Origin of the sequence: Paeniglutamicibacter sp., from assembly GCF_046714615.1 — a bacterium.
Taxonomy (GTDB): Bacteria; Actinomycetota; Actinomycetes; order Actinomycetales; family Micrococcaceae; genus Paeniglutamicibacter.
The window spans coordinates 1-19234 of the sequence record NZ_JBKKAP010000161.1 but is presented as its reverse complement, the minus strand read 5'-3'; the positions used below and the strand labels follow the sequence as shown (position 1 = coordinate 19234).

Annotated in this window: 17 protein-coding genes; 8 read left to right on the top strand and 9 right to left on the bottom strand. The window is 67.5% G+C overall.

Annotated elements, in window-relative coordinates; all coding sequences use genetic code 11:
- Positions 1-59 precede the first annotated feature (59 nt).
- From ACLQ7E_RS19225 to hemE, 6 genes are all read right to left on the bottom strand, one after another.
- Positions 60-920 (bottom strand): uroporphyrinogen-III synthase, encoded by an 861-nt coding sequence (locus tag ACLQ7E_RS19225; protein ID WP_411734187.1) that lies wholly within the window; start codon positions 918-920, stop codon positions 60-62.
- A gap of 8 nt (positions 921-928) precedes the next feature.
- A complete protein-coding gene (gene hemC / locus ACLQ7E_RS19220; protein WP_411734186.1) occupies positions 929-1903 on the bottom strand; it encodes a hydroxymethylbilane synthase in 975 nt (324 codons plus the stop codon).
- Positions 1900-3105, bottom strand: coding sequence for a ferrochelatase (locus ACLQ7E_RS19215; protein WP_411734185.1), 1206 nt, complete (start codon positions 3103-3105; stop codon positions 1900-1902). Before ACLQ7E_RS19215 ends, hemC begins: the two co-directional genes overlap by 4 nt.
- Positions 3102-3815 (bottom strand): hydrogen peroxide-dependent heme synthase, encoded by a 714-nt coding sequence (hemQ, locus tag ACLQ7E_RS19210; RefSeq protein ID WP_411734184.1) that lies wholly within the window; start codon positions 3813-3815, stop codon positions 3102-3104. Before hemQ ends, ACLQ7E_RS19215 begins: the two co-directional genes overlap by 4 nt.
- A 124-nt stretch (positions 3816-3939) precedes the next feature.
- Complete coding sequence (locus ACLQ7E_RS19205) at positions 3940-5751, bottom strand: FAD-dependent oxidoreductase (protein WP_411734183.1); 1812 nt, start codon at positions 5749-5751, stop codon at positions 3940-3942.
- A gap of 121 nt (positions 5752-5872) precedes the next feature.
- The gene (gene hemE / locus ACLQ7E_RS19200) at positions 5873-6943 is read right to left on the bottom strand and encodes a uroporphyrinogen decarboxylase (RefSeq protein WP_411734182.1); all 1071 of its coding nucleotides are present in this window, start codon (positions 6941-6943) and stop codon (positions 5873-5875) included.
- Between the two features lie 136 nt (positions 6944-7079).
- On the opposite strand from hemE, the gene ACLQ7E_RS19195 reads away from it, so the two are divergent.
- Positions 7080-8453 carry a glutamyl-tRNA reductase gene (locus ACLQ7E_RS19195; protein WP_411734181.1) on the top strand — a complete coding sequence of 458 codons (1374 nt, stop codon included), beginning with the start codon at positions 7080-7082 and terminating at the stop codon, positions 8451-8453.
- A gap of 150 nt (positions 8454-8603) precedes the next feature.
- Here the strand turns inward: ACLQ7E_RS19195 and moeB are convergent, their stop codons facing one another.
- Complete coding sequence (gene moeB / locus ACLQ7E_RS19190) at positions 8604-9827, bottom strand: molybdopterin-synthase adenylyltransferase MoeB (protein WP_411734180.1); 1224 nt, start codon at positions 9825-9827, stop codon at positions 8604-8606.
- Positions 9828-9999: 172 nt separating this feature from the next.
- Between moeB and ACLQ7E_RS19185 the strand changes: the two genes are divergently transcribed.
- Entirely contained in the window at positions 10000-10581 is a 582-nt protein-coding gene (locus ACLQ7E_RS19185) for a TetR/AcrR family transcriptional regulator (protein WP_411734179.1), read from the top strand.
- 71 nt (positions 10582-10652) lie between these two features.
- Positions 10653-10874 (top strand): DUF3107 domain-containing protein, encoded by a 222-nt coding sequence (locus ACLQ7E_RS19180; protein ID WP_411734178.1) that lies wholly within the window; start codon positions 10653-10655, stop codon positions 10872-10874.
- A gap of 87 nt (positions 10875-10961) precedes the next feature.
- Here the strand turns inward: ACLQ7E_RS19180 and ACLQ7E_RS19175 are convergent, their stop codons facing one another.
- Both ACLQ7E_RS19175 and ACLQ7E_RS19170 read right to left on the bottom strand, forming a co-directional pair.
- Positions 10962-11645: a 4a-hydroxytetrahydrobiopterin dehydratase gene (locus tag ACLQ7E_RS19175; protein WP_411734177.1), complete on the bottom strand. Its 684-nt coding sequence runs from the start codon at positions 11643-11645 to the stop codon at positions 10962-10964.
- Positions 11646-11695: 50 nt separating this feature from the next.
- Positions 11696-12376, bottom strand: coding sequence for a ferritin-like fold-containing protein (locus ACLQ7E_RS19170; protein WP_411734176.1), 681 nt, complete (start codon positions 12374-12376; stop codon positions 11696-11698).
- Positions 12377-12452: 76 nt separating this feature from the next.
- On the opposite strand from ACLQ7E_RS19170, the gene ACLQ7E_RS19165 reads away from it, so the two are divergent.
- The 5 genes from ACLQ7E_RS19165 (at position 12453) to ACLQ7E_RS19145 (ending at position 18915) form a co-directional block, all read left to right on the top strand.
- Complete coding sequence (locus ACLQ7E_RS19165; protein ID WP_411734175.1) at positions 12453-13904, top strand: RNB domain-containing ribonuclease; 1452 nt, start codon at positions 12453-12455, stop codon at positions 13902-13904.
- Between the two features lie 335 nt (positions 13905-14239).
- Positions 14240-15922, top strand: a complete 1683-nt coding sequence (locus tag ACLQ7E_RS19160) for a DEAD/DEAH box helicase (RefSeq protein WP_411734174.1) — start codon at positions 14240-14242, stop codon at positions 15920-15922.
- A gap of 19 nt (positions 15923-15941) precedes the next feature.
- Entirely contained in the window at positions 15942-16883 is a 942-nt protein-coding gene (locus ACLQ7E_RS19155; protein ID WP_411734173.1) for a DNA-methyltransferase, read from the top strand.
- 389 nt (positions 16884-17272) lie between these two features.
- A complete protein-coding gene (locus ACLQ7E_RS19150; protein WP_411734172.1) occupies positions 17273-17932 on the top strand; it encodes a DUF6318 family protein in 660 nt (219 codons plus the stop codon).
- A gap of 2 nt (positions 17933-17934) precedes the next feature.
- A complete protein-coding gene (locus tag ACLQ7E_RS19145) occupies positions 17935-18915 on the top strand; it encodes a hypothetical protein (protein WP_411734171.1) in 981 nt (326 codons plus the stop codon).
- The last annotated feature ends 319 nt before the right edge of the window (positions 18916-19234 follow it).

Sequence of the window (19234 nt, the reverse complement as noted above, 5' to 3'; positions counted from 1 at the left end):
GTGATTCGAAGGGTGCGGCGTGCGCCTGGGTCGGAAGGCCGGCCGGCGCGCGGCGGGGATCAGGTCGGGGGGTGCGTTGCGGTGCGCAGGGATTGCTCCCAGGCGTCGATGAGGCCCGCGGGGGTCGGGAAGAGCGCGGTCGCGGCCGGTTCCAGGCCGCGGGCGCGTAGGCGGGCCGCGGTGCTGTCCCCGATCGCCACCAGCGCCAGGTCGGCAGCGGGTGCCGGGACCAGGGACAGGAATTGGTCCACGGTGCTCGGGGAGGTGAAGAAGACGGCGTCCAGCGTGTCGATGGCGGCGGGCAGTTGCCCCCTCTCCAGCAGGTAGCTGCCCTGCGGCAGCTCGGGGTCCGGCACCGGGGCGTGCAGTGCCCGGAAGGGATCGGCCGGGGCCGGGACGGTGCGGTAGGCGATGACGATGTGTGCATCCCAGCCGCGTGCGGCCAGGCCGTCGCGCAGGGTGGAGGAGGCGATGTCTGCCTGCGGCATGAACACGCTCCCCGGCTCCCCCGTGCGCAGCTGGTCCCACTCGGTGAGCATGCCGCGGGCCGAATGGTCGTGCGCCGGCATGAAGTCCACGCCGGCACCCAGTGCCTTCACGGCGTGTGCGGTGGCCTCGCCGACCACCGCCACCTTCGTGGTGGCGGGAATGAATAGCCGCAGATCCAGCGCCGCGGCGCGGAGCTCCAGTGCCCTGGCGGTGTTCACCGAGGTGAGCACCAGCCAATCGAAGTTGCCGGCCAGCAGCCGCCGCACACCCTCGTCCAGGACGAGGGTGTCGGCGGGCAGCTCGAAGTCGATGAGCCGGCACACCGCCGCGGATGCGCCGCGCTCGGCAAGCCGCGACACCGTGTCCGCCGCCCGCGCGGGGTCGCGCAGGAGCAGGGCGGTGCGGTGCGCGAGCACTGAATCAGCTGACATCCGGGTGCCTAGAGTCCCGCCAGGTCGGCCGCGCCCTCGCGCAGCAGCTGTTCGGCCAGCGCCACGCCCAGGGCCTGGGCGCCGTCGATGGTCAGCGTCTGCGTGGTGGCCGAGCGGCGCATGGTGTCGGTGCCGTCGGGCCGGCAGGCCACCGAGTCGAGCACCAGGGCGTCCCCGTGCACCGTGGCCAGCGCGCCGATGGGCGCGGCGCAACCTGCCTCGAGGCGGGACAGCAGCGCGCGCTCGGCGGTGACCGCCAGGCGCGTGTCGCCATCGTCCATGGTCTCCAGTGCCGCGTCGACGGACGGATGTCCGCTGCCGGCGGCACGCACCTCCACGGCCAGGGAGCCCTGGCCGGGGGCCGGAAGCATGATCTCCGGGTCCAGGTACTCGGTGATGTGCGATTCCAGGCCCAGGCGCTCCAGGCCGGCGGCGGCCAGGATGACCGCGTCCAGGTCGCCCTGGGCGGTGCGTCCCACTCCCCCGTCGTCCTTTTGCGCCGGCGAGCCCTTGACCCTGCCCAGCCGGGTGCCGACGTTGCCGCGGATGTCCACGATCTTCAAATCCGGGCGGAAGGCCAGCAGCTGGGCGGCGCGGCGCGGGGAGCCGGTGCCCACGGTGGCGCCCTCGGGCAGTTCGGCCAGGAAGAGCCCGTCGCGGGCGCAGAGCGCGTCGCGCACGTCCGCGCGCTTCGGGGTGGCGGCGATGACCAGGCCCTCGGGCTGCGTGGTGGGCAGGTCCTTGAGCGAGTGCACCGCCAGGTCGCAGGTGCCGTCGTAGAGGGCCTGGCGCAGGGCAGCGGCGAACACGCCGGTGCCGCCGAGCTGGGACAGCGGACCGGTGGTCACGTCCCCCTCGGTCTTCACCAGCACGGTGTCGTAGGGGACCTGCGAGATCTCGTGCAGCTGCGCGGCGACGTGTCCGGTCTGCGTGGTGGCCAGTGCGGAGCCACGGGTGCCGATGGTGAAGCGTGAGGCGCTCATGGTGCCGGCACCCCGACCTCGGAGTCGACGGCGGCAATGGTGGGCTTGACGCTTCCGTCGCGCATCACCTTGGCGCAGCAGTTCGGGCGGCAGACATCGAACCACGGACCGAGCTCGGCGACCGAGTCGCGACCGGGCTTCAGCGCGTTTCCGTCGCTTCCTGCCAGGCGCTCGGAAACCAGGTCGACCATGCCGGAGACGAAGTCGGCGTGGGTCCCGGGGGTCGGGACGCGGTGGAAGGCCAGGCCGAGTTCCGCGCAGCTGTCCTTGGCCTCGGTGTCGAGGTCCCAGAGGACCTCCATGTGGTCCGAGACGAAGCCGATGGGCACCACCACGACCCCGGCGACGCCGGCGCCCTTGTATTCGGTGAGCGCGTCGTTGATGTCAGGTTCCAGCCACGGCACGTGCGGGGCGCCGGAGCGGGACTGGAAGACCAGGGAGTGCGACAGGCCCGCGGCCTCCGGCACCCCGGCGAGGATCGCCTTCGCGACGGCCAGGTGCTGGGCCGAGTACAGGTCGGTCTCCAGCTCCGCGACCAGGTCGCGCGGGCCGGCGGCCTGCGCGTCGGAGATCGGGATGGAGTGGGTGACGAAGACGATGCGGATTTCCCCGTCGGGGTTGCCGGCCTCGGCCAGCTGCGCCCGGACGTTGTCCAGCGAATCACGCAGCCCGCCCATGAACGGGTTCACGAACGCGGGGGTGTCGAAGTACTGGCGCACCTTGTCGACCTCGAGCTTGCCCTCCAGACCGGTCTCGCGCAGGGCGACGCCCAGGTCCTCGCGGTACTGGCGGCAGGAGGAGTAGCCGGAGTACGCGCTGGTGGAGAGCATCAGCACCGTGCGGTGCCCCTCCTTGTACATCTGCCCAACGGTTTCCGCGACGTAGGGCGCCCAGTTGCGGTTGCCCCAGTAGACCGGCACGTTGATGTCCCGGGCGGCAAGCTCGGCCTCGAGCGCCGCCCTCAGCGCGCGGTTCTGCGCGTTGATCGGGGACACGCCGCCGTTGGCCCGGTAGTGGGTGGCGACCTCCTCGAGGCGCTCGTCGGGGATGCCGCGGCCGCGGGTGACGTTGCGCAGGAACGGGATCACGTCGTCCTGCCCCTCGGGACCGCCGAAGGAGGCCAGCAGGATGGCGTCGTACGCCTTGGGGGCCATCACCCCGAATTCGTCGTACCCGGTGCGAGGATCGAAATCCTGGCTCATCGCAGGACCTCGGCGACCTCGGCGGTGGAGATCCGGCGGCCGGTGTAGAACGGGGTTTCCTCGCGCACGTGGTTGCGGGCCTCGGTGTAGCGCAGGTGGCGCATCATGTCGACGAGGTCGATCATGTCGGGGGCCTCGAGGCAGATCTGCCATTCGAAGTCGCTGAAGGAGAAGGCGGCGACGGTGTTGGCCAGCACGCCGGGGAACTCGCGGCCCAGGATGCCGTGGTCGCGCAGCATCTTGCCGCGCTCCTTGGGATCCAGCAGGTACCAGTCGGTGGAGCGCACGAACGGGTAGACGGTCATCCAGGTCTCCGGGGCCACGCCGCGGGCGAATGCAGGCGAGTGGTCCTTGGCGAACTCGGCCTCGCGGTGCACGCCCATGGTCGAGTAGACGATGGAGGTCTCGGCGAAGAGGAAGGAGCGGCGGATCTTGCGCACCGCTGCCTGCAGGCCCTCGGCCGTCGGGCCGTGCACCCAGGTCATCACGTCGGCATCCTCGCGCATCGCGGAGACGTCGTAGGTGCCGCGCAGGGTCACTCCCTCGGCGGCCAGCTCGGCGATGAGCGCGTCAAACGCCTCGACGCCCTCGGTGCGGTCGAGGTCGGAATCGCGCTTGAAGACGGTCCACAGGGTGAAGTACATGGTTGCGTCGGTGCCGGCTGCTTCACGGTCGCGGATGACGGGTGAGTTGGATTCCACTGCACTCATGGGGTTGGTTCTCCTGCTTTCTTGGCGGTGCTTCGCGTGGGTGAGCGAAGCGGTTCTCGTAAGTGAATTGAATCTCTGGTCCCCGCCCCGGCACCCGCATTCACGGACCCCGGGGCGGGATGGATCAGCTGGCGGTGATGCGCAGCCGTTTGCGGGTGTCGGCGATGACGGAGGCCAGGCCGGTGCCGGCCAGCCAGGCGCCGACCACGTCGAGGCCCGGGTGGGTGGAGGCGAGTTCGCGGATCTTTGCCACGCGCTTGGCATGCCCGGTGGTGGCGAAGGGCAGTGCGCCCGAATAGCGCACCACGTCGAAGCCCAAAACGTCCCCGGCGGTGATCTCGATCCCCAGCAGCACCGAGGCGTCCTTCAGCGCCGCATTGCGCAGCGAGGCGTCGTCGGCGTTGACCAGGGCCGAGGCCACGTCGTTGAGCCGGCCGTAGGACAGCCGCAGCACGTGGGAGCCGGGGCCCGACTCGTCTCCCAGCCAGTGCCACTTGGCGGTCGCGTGGGTCAGCGCCTTGGCCCCGACGTCATCGACGGTGGGGGCGACCAGCAGGCCGGTGCCGCGCGGGGCGTCATCGAGCTCGGGCTTGTCGATCACCAGGGTGACCAGGGCGATGCCGGCGCCCGGCGCCGGGCGGTGCTCGGCGAAGTCCGCGTCGATCCCGCACAGCAGGTCAACTGCGCTTTCGCCGCCGGTGGCAACCACCAGGCGGTCGGCAAGCAGTTCGCGCGGCTGCCCCGCCTCGGCGGCGGCATCGGCCTCCTTGGCAAGCCTGTCGTGGCGCTCGTGCCTGGATTCCCTCTCGTGCTTGGCGTCCTTGGCCACCGCGGCATCATCGGCGCGCGGGGCCAGCTCGATGCGGAAGCCGGTGCCCTCGGCGTTCGGTGCGATCGCCGCCACCTGGCTGTTGGCGTGCAAGTGGACGCCGGCGGCCTTGAGGTCCGCGAGCAGGGCGGCGACCAAGCGGTTCATGCCACCGGAGATCGACGCGACGGCCGATCCGGCCGGGGCCGCGTTCCGCATGGCGGCGACGGCGCGGGCCAGCGAGCCGTGCTTGAGCACCGAGGCGCGCAGCCCCGGCGCGATGGCGTCCACATCAAGGGTGTCGGGGTCGGCCGAATGCACGCCGGAGACCACCGGGGTGACGAGGTTTTCCAGCACCGCGGAGCCCATTCGGGAGCGGACCAGGGCTCCGAGGGACATTTCACCCTCGAGAATCTTCTTGGAGACCGGGGTGATCAGGTCCGCGGCGGCACGCAGGGCGCCCGTGCGTCCCACGGCGCGGCGGACCTCCTCGGCCCACGGGTCCCCGGGGATGCCCAGGATGCCGGTGGCAGGAAGCGGCTGGGCCACGTTTTCGCCCCCGCGCCGCAGGTACAGCCAGGCGCCGCCGGGTTCGGGCGTGACGATGTCATCGCCCAGGCCCAGTTCGCCCAGCAGGTCCGCGACGGCGGTGGAACGGGTGGCGAAGGATTCGGCGCCGGCATCCAGGGCCAGCCCTGCCACCTCATGGAGCCCCACGCAGCCGCCAAAGACCGGCCCGGCCTCGTGCACCTGGACGCGGTGCCCGCTGATGGCCAGTTCGCGGGCGGCCACGAGCCCGGAGATCCCGCCGCCGATGACCACGGCAATCGGTCCGGTCGGTGTGGCGGCCGGGGACGGCTGCGACGCCTCGGTGCCACGGGCCCGGTTTAACAGGCGCAGGGCGTGGGCGGCAGCGTTCGAGGCCACCTGGGTGTGCCTGGGCTTGGCGGCGGCAGGGGTCTTCTCGGTGGCAGGTGCCTCGGAGGTGGTCGGGGCCTTGTCCATGGCCGATCCCGCGTCGGCGGCGGGGATGCGGTCCTCGGAGCCGGCCTGGCCGCCGGAGATGCTCTGGTCAGGGGCGACTTCGTTGGCCGAGCCGCGGCGTGGCTGCTCTTCGACGTGTGGCACCATCAACTCTTTTCCGGGAAAACGAACGTGTTACTGGGAGTCCGGGGCACGATGCGCGTGGCGTCTGCGCGGGCAAATGCCCCGCGCACCGCACCCCGGCGGTACTGCTTGTGGTTCTAGCTTAACGCCCGGCCACGGGGATCGAGTGAATGAGCTCGACCACGCGGGTCAGGATTTCCGGGTTGGTTTCCGGCGGCACGCCGTGGCCGAGGTTCGCCACGTGCGAGAGCGCCGTGTCTCCGGCCGCCAGCACCTCGCGCACGTGCGCCTCGAGGACCTCCCACGGGGCGGTGAGCAATGCCGGGTCGATGTTGCCCTGCAGTGGGATGTTCCCGCCCAGGCGGCGATTGGCCTCATCCAGCGGCAGACGGTAGTCAACGCCCATGACGTCGACTCCCACATCGCGCATCGCTCCGAGCAGCTCGGAGGTTCCGGTGCCAAAGTGCACCAGCGGGACGCCGGTATCTCGGACATGATCCAACGCGCGGGCCGAGGCCGGAGCGACGAAGTTGGTGTAGTCACCCAGCGAGAGCGATCCGGCCCAGGAGTCAAAGAGCTGGCCGGCGGAGGCGCCGGCCTCGATCTGGGCGCGCAGGAACGCGCCGGAGGCATCCGCGGCCCAGTTGGCCAGTTCCTCCCAGGCCCCGGGCTGCGCGTGCATCATGGTGCGCGGTCCCATGTGGTCGCGGGAGGGACGTCCCTCCACCATGTAGGCGGCGACGGTGAACGGGGCGCCGGCGAAACCGATCAGCGGGGTGTTGCCCAGCTGCTCGACGGTCATCGCGACCGCCTCGCGGATCGGATCCAGTGCCGCGTCGTCCAGCTTTGGCAGCGCACGCACATCGGCCGCGGTGCGCACCGGGGTCCCCAGCACCGGGCCGACGCCCGGGACGATGTCCACGTCGATGCCCGCGAGCTTGAGCGGGATGACGATGTCGGAGAAGAAGATCCCGGCATCCACGTCGTGGCGGCGCACCGGCTGCAGCGTGATTTCCGAGGCCATCTCGGGGCGCAGACACGATTCGAGCATCTCGGTGCCCTCGCGCAGCTTGCGGTACTCGGGCAGCGAACGGCCGGCCTGGCGCATGAACCACACGGGTCTGCGGCTGGGCTTCTGGCCGCGGTAGGCGGAAATCAATGGGGAATTGGCGGTACGACCGTCCATCAGCGGGTGGTTCTGGCTCAACGTCATGGAATTGATTCTGCCAACATGTTGCGCCGAATCGTAATCCGCACGCCCCCAGCGAACACTCGGCACCGCTTGTAACTAACGAACTGGTCACAACTGATGCTCTACGGCACGTAGAAGGGCTATCATGGGAGGCACTGTGGTTTTACTATCTCTCGTTGCCTCCCATTCAGACATCGACCTCGAGACCGTGGCAAAGATCAGTGCCGACGCCTCCCAGGTCGCTTCCGTCGTGCTCGCTTCGGCCAGCCCGGTCGCCGGCGCCATCACCCTGGCCACCTGCAACCGCTACGAAATCTATTGCGAAGTCCCGCAATCAGAGGACGTCGTTGCCGCCCGGTCGGAGGTGATCGCCCAGATCGCCTCGAGCACCGGACTCAGCGAGGACACCATTTCCACCGCGCTGGTCTCCAAGACCGAGACCGAGGTCATCGAGCACCTCTTCTCCGTCGGCGCCGGGCTTGACTCCGCCGTCATCGGGGAACGTGAGATCGCCGGACAGGTGCGCCGCGCGCTCACCGAAGCGCAAGCCGCGGGAACCGCCACCGGATCGCTGGTCCGCCTCTTCCAGGCCGCCTCGCGCACCGCCAAGGACGTTGGCTCACGCACCTCGCTGGGATCGCGCGGCCTCTCCGTCGTGTCGGTCGCCCTGGAGTTGGCCACGGACCTGAGCCGCGACCCGGACTGGGCCACCAAGAACATCGTCATCTTCGGCACCGGGGCCTACGCCGGGGCCACCATGTCGCTGCTGCGCGAACGCGCGGCCCACCTCGTCTCGGTCTACTCCGCCTCCGGTCGCGCCGACGCCTTCGTCGCCACCCGCGGCGGCACCGCGCTTGACGAGACCACCCTCGAGTCCGCCCTCGAGCAGGCCGATGTCATCATCGGCTGTTCCGGCTCGGACTTCCGCCTGATGGCGGCCGACATCGAGGCCCTGGATCGCGCCTCCCGCCCGCTGGTGGCCATCGACCTGGCCCTGACCCACGACTTCGACCCTGAACTCGGGGCCCTGGACGGCGTGGAATTGATCAACCTGGAATCGGTGCGCATGGCGGCACCCGAGGAGCAGGCGCAGTCGCTGCGCCAGGCACGGAGCATTGTGCTCGATGCCGCCGAGGCCTTCGCCTCCGAACAGCGCGAGCGCGCCGCCGATGCCGCCATCGTGGCCCTGCGCAAGCACACCCAACGGGTGCTGGAGGCCGAGGTGGAGAAGGTCCGCGCGCAGCACGGCTGCACCGCCGCGGCCGAGGAAGTCGAATTCGCCATGCGCCGGATGATGCGCCAGCTGCTGCATGTGCCCACCGTCCGTGCCCGCGAACTTGCGGCCGCCGGACGCGCCGGGGAATACATCGACGCCCTGGAAACCCTCTACGGGCTCGAGGTCGAGCTGCCGAGCGCCCCGTCGGTGAAGAATGCTTCCCGCTGCCCGGTCACCGGAACGGCGTCGGAGGACTCCGCACTTGAGGCAGGGACCGCGTCGAGGCCTGCAGACCTGGAGCGCCAGGCCGTCTAGTTCCTGACCAATGGCGCGAAGGCGCCGAGGGCAAGCACACAGCTTTCCGGCGGCGCCTTTCTCGTGGCCCCGGATTTCCCGCGGCCCTCGGAACCGTCCAAGCCATGCGAACCGTCGGGAACCCTCCGCTGTCCGTCGGGCCTGGCCGCATCAATATGCCGGCAGCGTCGGATCCACGTCGCTGATCCAGTCCAGGATGCCGCCGGCCACGTGGCGCACCCGGGTGTAATCGTTGCGCAGCAGGTAGCGCATCACCTCGGAGGAGCGCCCGCCCGACTTGCAATGCAGGATCAGCTCCCGGTCCCGCGGCAATTCGACCTCGCCGGAGAGGATCGCCCCGCGCGAGGCCAGGATGGCCCCGGGGATCGAAACGATCTCGGCCTCCCCGCGCTCGCGCACGTCGATGAGCAGGAAGTCTTCCTTCCCTTCCTCGCGCTCCGCGAGCAGCTCGGCCAGTCGGGAGGCCGGGATGCTGTGCGCGGCCGTGAGCCGCAGCCCGTCCGCGTCCAGTATCGGCACCGAACAGAAGTCGTCGTAGCTGGGCAGCAGCGCGGTGATCGGTGCGACGTCGGGATCGGTGCGCAGCGAGACCTCGCGCCAGGTCATGTCCAGCGAGTCCAGGATCAGCAGGCGGCCCAGCAGCGTGCGCCCCACCCCGGTGATGAGCTTGATGGCCTCTGCCACCATGACGGAGCCGACCTGCGCGCAGAGCACCCCGAAGACCCCGCCCTCGGAGCAGGAGGGAACGGTGCCCGGAGGCGGCGGGGTCGGGTACAGGTCCCGGTAGTTCGGGCCGTAGGCGTCCCAGAAGACCGACACCTGCCCGTCGAAGCGCAGGATCGAGCCCCAGACGTACGGCTTTCCGGCGAGCGCAGCTGCATCGTTGACCAGGTAGCGGGTGGCGAAGTTGTCGGTGCCGTCCAGGATCAGGTCGTAGTCCCCGAAGAGCCCAACGGCGTTGGAGACCTCCAGCCGGTCGTTGTGCACCTTGACGTCGATGAGCGGGTTCAGCTCGCGGATGCGCCTGGCCGCCGATTCGGTCTTCATCTCCCCCACGGTGGCGGTGGAGTGGATGACCTGGCGCTGCAGGTTGCTCAGGTCCACCACGTCGTCGTCGATGATGCCCAGGGTCCCCACCCCTGCCGCGGCCAGGTAGAGCAGTGCCGGGGAGCCCAGTCCCCCGGCGCCGATGACCAGGACCCGGGCGTTCTTCAGCCGGCGCTGCCCGGTCATCCCGATCTCCGGGATGATGACCTGGCGCGAGTAGCGCAGCAGTTCCTCGGGCAGCAGCGTCTCCCCGGGCTGCACGAGGGCCGGTGGCCGGCCCGGGGCGTCGTTCCGGTTCTGGGTGGTGGGCGCGGTGCTGGGATCCATGTATTCACCATAGTGCTTGCGCGGCACGATGCGTCAGGTCCGGGATCCGTCGTTACCCAAGAGTAGACTTGTGCGAAATGTCGCCCGTTTTCTCCGGGCGGCCAGCTTTCGCGAAAGGGCCGACGTGACCATACCCCCAAGCCTCGGCGGCCGGACCCAAAGGACCGCGCGGATGCCGCGCGAGGCCCGCCGTCGCCAGCTGCTCCAGGCGGCCCACCAGGTCTTTGTCGCCCATGGCTTCCACGGGGCGTCGATGGACGAGATCGCCGAGGTCGCGGAGGTGTCCAAGCCGGTGCTCTACCAGCACTTCCCTGGCAAGCGGGAGCTTTATGTGGCGTTGCTGGATACGCACATGGACGAGTTCAGCGAGCTTTTGCAGGAGGCGATCAATTCCACGTCCGACAACAAGTTGCGCGTGACGGCCACGATTCGCGCCTACTACGAATACATCGCCCGGGATTCCCAGGCCTTTCGGCTCATCTTCGAATCCGACCTGCTCAACGACGACGAGATCGGCGGGCGCATCGAGGCGTTCAACGCGAAATTCGCCGGGCGGATCGCCGCAGTCGTTGCCGAGGACACGAAACTTTCCCCGGCCCAGGCCCTTCTCATGGGCCGGGCCATGGCCGGGATGGCCCAGGTCTCGGCCCGCTACTGGGTTGATATGGCCGACGAGGTGTCCATGGAAGAGGCCAGCGATTTGGTGTCGCGTTTAGCTTGGCGCGGAATCGGTCGATTCCCCAAGGAATCCTGACGTAAATTCGAGACTAGATGTTGGTCGGCGCCACCGGGCTCCGGCACATGCAACAAACCAGGAAGGCCGACATGGACGTTCGCATTGGAATTCAGAATGTTGCCCGCGAGATCGTAATCGAATCCGACGAAAACGCCGAGGAGTTGGCCAAGCGCGTCTCGGACGCCTTGGCAGCGGGCGGGGAACTTCGCCTCACCGACTCCAAGGGCCGCCTCATGCTCGTGCCCGTTGCGGGCATCGCGTATGTCGAGATCGGTGTCGAGGAAGCACGCCGCGTGGGATTCGCCCACTAGGCGTACTTCGTGAGGCAGCCGAGGGGGGACGGGCAACCGTCCCCCCTCGGGCGTTTAAGCCCCTCGGTGCCCCGGGCGCCGGTGTCCCTAGTCGAGGGCGGGCGGGTCCTGCCGTTGCTCGGTGCACAGGCAGACCCGGTTGCCGTCGGCGTCCGAGTAGATGGTCCAGCTCGGTTCGTGCGTTCTGTCCCCCGGGCCGGCCTTCGGCATCAGCGCAGCCTGGGCGTGCTCGAGCCCGGAGTGGGAAATGTACTTGTCGATGTGGATGCGGTTGGGGTTCGGCGTCGCCGTTTCCTGGAACCAGATCCGCGGGTTGCGTCCCTCGGGGTCGACCAGGTCCCCGTCGCGGCCCTTGCGGTAGCCCATGGCATCGATCCAGAAGTCCTCCAGCCGGGCTGGGTCCTGCGTGTCGATGCCCAGGGACACGGACTGGTGGCGCTGCGGCACGGCGACGGCGGCGGAGTCGGCTGCCGCGAATTCCAGCAACGTGGCCAGGGCGAGGTCGCGCAGGGTGATTTCACCGCCCACGTCGTGGGAGGTGATGCTCAGGAAGATGGTGTTCCAGCGCCAGTCGACGTCCGGGTGGTGCCCCTGGTGTTCCGCGGCCTCCGCCACGATGGCCAGGAAGTCAATGGCCTCCCGCGAGTCGGGGAACGCCCAGGCGCAGACCAGCGCACCCTGGCGTTCGCGCCACGACGGCAGTTCCTTCAGCGCCCTGGCGATCTCGTATTCCGTCAGGACGCGGACGGGTGAGTCCTTCTCAAGGGCCATGGTTCTTCTCGTTTCTCTTGGTTCGTCGATGCCGTGCGTCGGGGCGGGTCTCAGGCTGTCATGCCCAGCTGGCGCATGCGCCGCGAATGGTTCTCCACCAGCCGGGCAAAGAGCGCCGTCATTTCCTGTCCGCGGTCGTTGCGGCCCTCGGCCTGCAACGCACCCCAGAAGTTGTACGTCTCGCCGATCTCCCGTGCCTGGGTCAGCGCCTCCCCCAGCAACCTGCGGCCCCACAGGGCCAGGCGCGAGGCGCGCTCGGGATGGTCGGCGATGGCGAGCTGCAGCCGCTCGCGCAGCCACTCGGTGTTCGTTTGGGACGTCTTGACCTCCTCGACCAGTGCGCGGGCCTCCGGCTCCAGTCCGGAAGCAATCAGCGCATAGAAGTCGGCGGCGACCCCGTCGATCACATAGGCCTTGGTCAGCGACTCGTACCAGTCCCCCGGCTTGGTCCGCCGGTGCATCTCATCGAGCGATGCCATGAACGGCTCGATGACCTCCTGCGGGTCCAGGCCGCGGGCGGCAATGAGTTCGCGGACCAATTCGAAATGCGCGAACTCGGTCACGGCGAAGCGGCCCAGGGTTTCGCGGTCGACCAGGGTCGGCGACAGTCGCGCATCGGAGGACAGGTGTTCGAAGGCCGTGAGTTCCTGGTAGGCGATCAGCCCGAGCAGGGCCAGTTCCGCATCCTCTGCGGCGGCCGCCGAACCAAAGGTCAAAGGTGATTTGGTCATGGCTTCAGCGTACTCGGGGCCCAACACACGCGACACAACGACGTCCCGGCACGGGCGTGGTGGTTATGCTGGCGATGTGATTCACCAAAATATCGCCTTGACGACCGAGGCCCGAAGCACCGCACTGGCACAGGCCCTCGAGGCCCTGGAAACGGAGTTCGCCCTGCGCAGCGAATTCCCTCCGGAGGTGCTCTCCGAGGCCCAGCGAGCCATCGCCGACTTCGAGCGCCCGGCCATCGACCGGCGCGAGATCGAACTGGTCACCATTGACCCGGCCACTTCCACCGACCTGGACCAGGCGGTGCATCTGGCCCGCAGCGGGGACGGCTACGTGGTGCACTATGCGATCGCCGATGTGCCGGGATTTGTCGCCCTGGGCGGCAGCCTCGATGCCGAGACCAGGCTGCGCGGCCAAACCGTCTACCTGCCGCACCGGCGGATCTCGCTGCACCCCGAGTCCATCAGCGAGGATGCAGGTTCCCTGCTGCCGAACCAGGACCGCAGCGCCTACCTCTGGGCCTTCACGCTCGATGGCTCCGGCGCCGTCACGCACACCGCCCTGGAGCGGGCCATCGTCCGCAGCCGGGAAAAGCTCAACTATGTCGGCGTCCAGGAATCCCTTGATGCGGGAACCGCCGGCCCGATGCTGCAGCTGCTGCGCGAAATCGGGCTCAAGCGCATCGAGCTGGAACGGGCACGCGGCGGCGCGTCCCTGCGCATCCCTTCCCAGGAAGTCGAGTGCATCGAGGGCACCTACAGGATCGTGGCCGAGGCCCCGCTGCCGGTGGAGGACTGGAACGCCCAGATCTCCCTGATGACCGGGATAGAGGCCGCCCGCATCATGCTTCAGGCGAAGGTGGGGCTCTTGCGCACCATGCCGGCACCGGCCGAAAAGGACATCAGGATCTTCCGGCTCCAGGCCAAGGCGCTGGGAACCGTTTGGGAGCAGAACCAGCCCTACGGCGAGTTCCTGCGCTCCCTGGATCTGGCCGACACCCGCCAACTGGCCCTCATGCACCAGGCCACGAGCCTGTTTCGCGGTGCCACCTACACCGCGCTCGACGGCGAGGTTCCCGACGAGACCGTCCAGGCCGCCATCGCCGCGCCCTATGCCCACACCACCGCCCCGCTGCGGAGGCTCGTGGACCGCTTCGCGCTGCTCGTCTGCTCCTATGCGGTCCATGGCCAGGAGGTCCCCGCGGGCGTGCGCGAGGTGCTGCCCCAGCTGCCGGATTTGATGAACGACTCGAACCGCATCGTGAACAAGGTCGAACGCGCCGCCATCGACACCGTGGAGGCCGCCTCGCTGGCCCATCGCGTGGGCGAACGATTCTCCGCGGTGACGCTCACCGGCTCCGAGGACTCCGGGAACGGCAACCACCGCTCCGGGGGCACCCTGCAGGTGAAGGACCCGGCGGTCATGGCGCCCTTCGAGGGCACCGCGCAGGCGGGCATGCAGGTCGAAGTCGAGCTGGTCCACGCGGACATGGCCAGCCGCAAGGTGCTCTTCCGGGTCGTCGGTCCCTAGGTCCGTCCGCCGGGGACAGGGCTGTGCGCCAGTCCCCGGCCGGCGGCGCCCCGGCGGCCCGGCACCCCGGTCCGACGGGGGCAATACCCCGAATTGCCCGGGCGCACGATATGCTTGAAGGGTATACAAGGATGCCCGGTCGCGTACCTTGAAAAGAATTCATGCGGGATTACCCAGCGACTTCCGCGCCCCACGTGGTCAGATCCACTTGACCGCTAGCTAAGCCTGCGATCGGCTCCGCTGGAAGCACCCCGATTGTGGTGGACCTCCGACCTTATTTCCCCGGCACTGACGGGGACGGTCGTCGAGCACCCCGGTCCCAAGTGCCTAAAAGAATGAGACCCCCTGTGTTGAATGCAGAACACCAGCTCACCGCCGATTCGGCGTCTGAAGCAGTGGACATCGAAGAATCCCTGTCCACCGATGAAACCCCGCACGAAATCCCGCAGCTGACCTTCGCAGATTTCGGCGTGCGCGCCGACATCGTCGAGTCCCTGACGGACGCCGGGATTCTCCACCCCTTCCCCATCCAGTCCATGACCCTCCCGGTCGCACTGGGCGGGCACGACATCATTGGCCAGGCCAAGACCGGCACCGGCAAGACCTTCGGCTTCGGCATCCCCGCGCTGCAGCGCGTGATCGGCCCGGACGACGAGGGCTATGACAAGCTCCCGCAGCCCGGCGCCCCGCAGGCACTGATCGTCGCCCCGACCCGCGAGCTTGCTGTGCAGGTCGCCACGGACATCGCCAAGGCCTCGACCAAGCGCAACGCCCGCATCGCCACGATCTACGGCGGCCGTGCCTACGAGCCGCAGATCGAACAGCTGAACAACGGCGTCGAGATCGTCGTCGGCACCCCCGGGCGCCTGATCGACCTGCACCGCCAGCGCCACCTGAACCTGAAGAACGTGCGCATCGTGATCCTCGACGAGGCCGACGAGATGCTTGACCTCGGCTTCCTGCCCGACGTCGAGACGCTGCTGGCCGCCACCCCGGCGACCCGCCAGACCATGCTCTTCTCGGCCACCATGCCCGGCCCTGTCATCTCCATGGCGCGACGCTACATGACCAAGCCGACGCACATCCGCGCCGCTGACCCGGACGATGACTCGATCACCAAGAAGGACATCCGCCAGGTCGTCTACCGCGCCCACCAGCTGGACAAGGACGAGGTCGTCGCCCGCATCCTGCAGGCCGAGGGCCGCGGCCGGACCATCATCTTCACCAAGACCAAGCGCTCGGCGGCCAAGCTGACCGACGAGCTGATCGATCGCGGATTCGCCGCCGGCGCCATGCACGGCGACCTGGGCCAGGGCGCCCGCGAGCAGGCGCTGCGCGCCTTCCGCAACAACAAGGTCGACGTGCTGGTCGCCACCGACGTTGCCGCCCGCGGCATCGACGTGGACGACGTCACCCACGTGATCAACCTGCAGTGCCCGGAGGACGAGAAGACCTACTTGCACCGCGTGGGCCGCACCGGCCGTGCCGGCAACAAGGGCACCGCCGTGACCTTCGTGGACTGGGAAGACGTCCCGCGTTGGGGCTTGATCAACAAGGCCCTGGGCCTGAACGTCACCGACCCGGTGGAAACCTACTCCTCCTCGGCTCACCTCTTCGCCGACCTGAACATCCCGGCAGGGACCAAGGGCCGGTTGCCGCGCCACGCGCGCAAGCTTGAGGGGCTGGCAGGGGAAACGCTGGAGGACCTGGGCGAGACCGGCAAGAAGAACGCCCCGCGCTCCTCCGACGGCGGACGTCGTGGAGAACGCGGCGGCGAGCGCGGTGGCACCAGCGGTGAGCGCGGCGGACGCCACGGCCATTCCCGCGGCCGCTCCGACCGTCCGGCACGCGAAGGCGAACGCCACCGCGAGACCGCCGCTGCCTCCGAGCACGCCGTTGCTTCCGAGTCCCCGGACCAGGGCGCCCCGGCGGCCGAGCGTCCGGCACGCACCCGCCCCAATCGCAGCCGCACCCGCCGCCGCGACGGCGAAGTCGTGAACCGCACCGACGCCGAGTAGATTGACGCCAAGCAACTAGATGACGTTGACCAGCATTCCCGACGGGCCCATCGCCGATCCCTCACCGGACGCCGATGGGCCCGCCGCGGCCTCCCCCGCCCCCATCTGGGATCCGGCGGGACCCAACCTGATCGTCCATGCCGAAAACGCGGCGTTCCTGCCCACGTTGCCCGACGAATCCTTCACCCTGATCTATGTCGATCCACCGTTCAACACCGGGCGGACGCAAAAGCGCCAGGTCATGACGTCTGTCCGCGCTGCTGAAGGCGAGGGCGACCGGGTCGGTTTCCAGGGCCGGAGCTACTCCACCCTGCGCGGGGACCTGCACAGCTACGACGACGCGTTCGACGACTACTGGTCGTTCCTCGAGCCACGCCTGCGCGAGGCCTGGCGGCTGCTGGCCGACGACGGGACGTTGTATGTACACCTTGACTACCGCGAGGTGCACTACGCCAAGGTCATGCTCGATGCGATCTTCGGGCGCGAGTCGTTCCTGAACGAGATCATCTGGGCCTATGACTACGGCGCTCGGGCCAAGTCCCGCTGGCCGGCCAAGCACGACAACATCCTGGTGTACGTCAAGAACCCCAAGACGTACCACTTCGACAATGCCGAGGTCGACCGCGAGCCCTATATGGCCCCCGGTCTGGTCACAGCCGAAAAGCGCGAACGCGGCAAGCTGCCCACCGATGTCTGGTGGCACACGATTGTCTCGCCTACCGGCAAGGAAAAGACCGGGTACCCCACGCAGAAGCCCGAGGGCATCTTGCGCCGGATCATCAATGCGAGTTCGCGCGAGGGCGACTGGGTCCTGGACTTCTTCGCTGGCTCCGGCACCACCGGTTCCGTCGCCCAGGCCTTGGGCCGCCGCTTTGTCTGCGTGGACGAAAATCCCCAGTCGATTTCCGTGATGACCAAACGCATCCCGAAGGCAACCCTGCTTCAGGCACTGGAAGACTAATCTCTCCACGGCGTGGCACAGCACGGTTCACGGTGCCGCGCATCGGCCATGATCTGAATGCAGTAAGCCCCATGCCGCCTCACAGAGGCAGCATGGGGCTTACTGCATTCCGGGAGTCATGACTCTGACCCAGTCGGATTCCCGTGTCCAGGTAGACGCGATGATTGCCAACCAGGTGCTCCAGTTCGCTTCGAACTTCCGGACAGGGACGTGTGAGACGGTCCGGACTCTGCACACGCTGTCCATCGCCCTGAGCCAGTGGACGCTGAACCAATTGCGATACGAACCAGGATGTATCCGGCTAAGCCCTGTGGAAAACGCTCCCAAAGACTTGGGATCGGGGCTAGGATGTCTGCTAATTGACTCCGACCGAATCGTAGGCCCCTGGCATGTTTACGAAAATCAAGAAAATCATTGTCGTTTTCTGCTCGGGTGCACTTTTACTCACAGCGGCAGGATGTAGCGGAAACGCCGACCCCGCCGAACCCACCAGTTCGTCTTCCGCTTCCACAGCTGCGGCATCCAGCTCGTCTCCTGCACCGTCGCTGAGTCCCACCGCGAAGACAGCACCCACACCAGTACCTGCCAGTTCCAAGGGACCGGCGAGGAACTGGCCAGTGCCCAAAATGCCCGCGGCGGCGAAAAAGAACTCAAAAGACGGAATCGTTGCCTTTACCAAGCACTATTTCGCGCTGGTCGATTATTCAGTTCTGACCTATGAAACGAAACCGCTCAAAGCAGTCACCGAACGCACATGCTACTTGTGCGCGAAACAGATTATTGATCCAGCAGATGGAAACCGGGGGCATGGCGGTTGGCACGTTGGCGGAAAAACGGATGTAACTGTAACTTTTGCCAGGAACACCAAGGGAAGCTCAATATCCGGGTTCACGTTTCTTCGTGAGAAGACCTGGGTCTACCTTGCCAATGGAAAGCTACAAAGTACAATTCCAGCGATAACTGCGCCAAGGGCCGGAACCTTCAATTTGATTTTCGATAATGGATGGTCCGTGGTCGACGTCGAATTCGTCGACCCAGAAGGAAAGTAGCAATGATGCTGCGACTGGTCTCAGTGATACGGAGCATTTCAGCGTCCGCTCTAGTCCTGATCTGCCTACAGACGCCTGACGTGATGGCCACGGCACTCGGACCAGGCATCGTGGCAAAGCCGGCGTGTGAATCTGAAATGTCATTTGGCGGAGACAGCGGGCATACGCACGAGGACAAATGCGCGGACGGGGGCGAGGTGAATAAGCCACCAGGGTCCTTTTTCCAAGACAAATCAAGATCCAAACAGGTTGGCTACGGCCCCAAGTTAAAATATCGCGTTGAGTACTTCCGCCAATGCGAGCCTGCCTTGATGCAAGCTCTGGGATGCGACGCGAACCCCGATCCGCCATGCGCAGATGGCAGTTACCCCTTGCTGCGACTCATCTACGCCATCAATGGCCCGCGCAAGGGACAGCAAGTGGGGACCGATTCCTACTGCAGCCGCGAGCCCAGCGTGGAGATCCCTGGTGCCGAGTTAGACGTCGCACAAGTGACACCGGAACGGTTTCGAGAGCTACCAATACTTGCTTCGACAATCATCAGCCAGCCAAAGAGCTTCTCGCTACGGAACGGGCACGCCCACATGTATGCGGAGTCAAAAACGCAGAACTTCAACGTGACGATTTTCGACCAAAACGTACGAATCAGAGCGCTTCCGATTTCATACGGATGGGCCTACGGAGATGGGACATCGCAACGGTTAGGCTTCCCTGGCGAGCCGGCGACCGCGCACGGCTTCGACAAGCCGACAAGCACGAGCCACGTCTACAAGGAAACTGGTGATTTCGGGGTCGGGCTCAGCACCAGGTTCCGCGGAGAATACTCGACCGAAGGCGGTCCGTGGACTCCGATCCCCGGCGTCGCAAATGTTCCCAGTGAACAAATCACCATGAGCGTGTGGCGGACCAAGAAGATCCTCGTGGCGGAGAGCTGCAACCGGGGATCCGGCGCTCCCGGCTGCGCTTCCCTATTCCACGAATAGCACCCCGCCCGGACCCGTAGCAATCTCACGCCGGCGATGTCGGCATGGGTACCGCGCGGGACCGTGCTGGTCGGTGCAGTGCTCGATCTCGCTTTCCTAGATCCGCGCGCAGGTACCGTCGAAAAGCCCGTCATCGATCAGAAATGCGAATGCTGCGACGGGAATTCCGTCGTCAGCTCGGCGAATAGCAGCACCCCGTCGACAAGCTGGATGTTGGTGATCGGGCCCCGATTCACTCAGGAGTGGGCTGGCCGGAAGTATTCCCGTGGTACAAAAAGCGCGGGGGGGGGGGGGGGGTGGGGGGGGGGGGGGCCCCCCC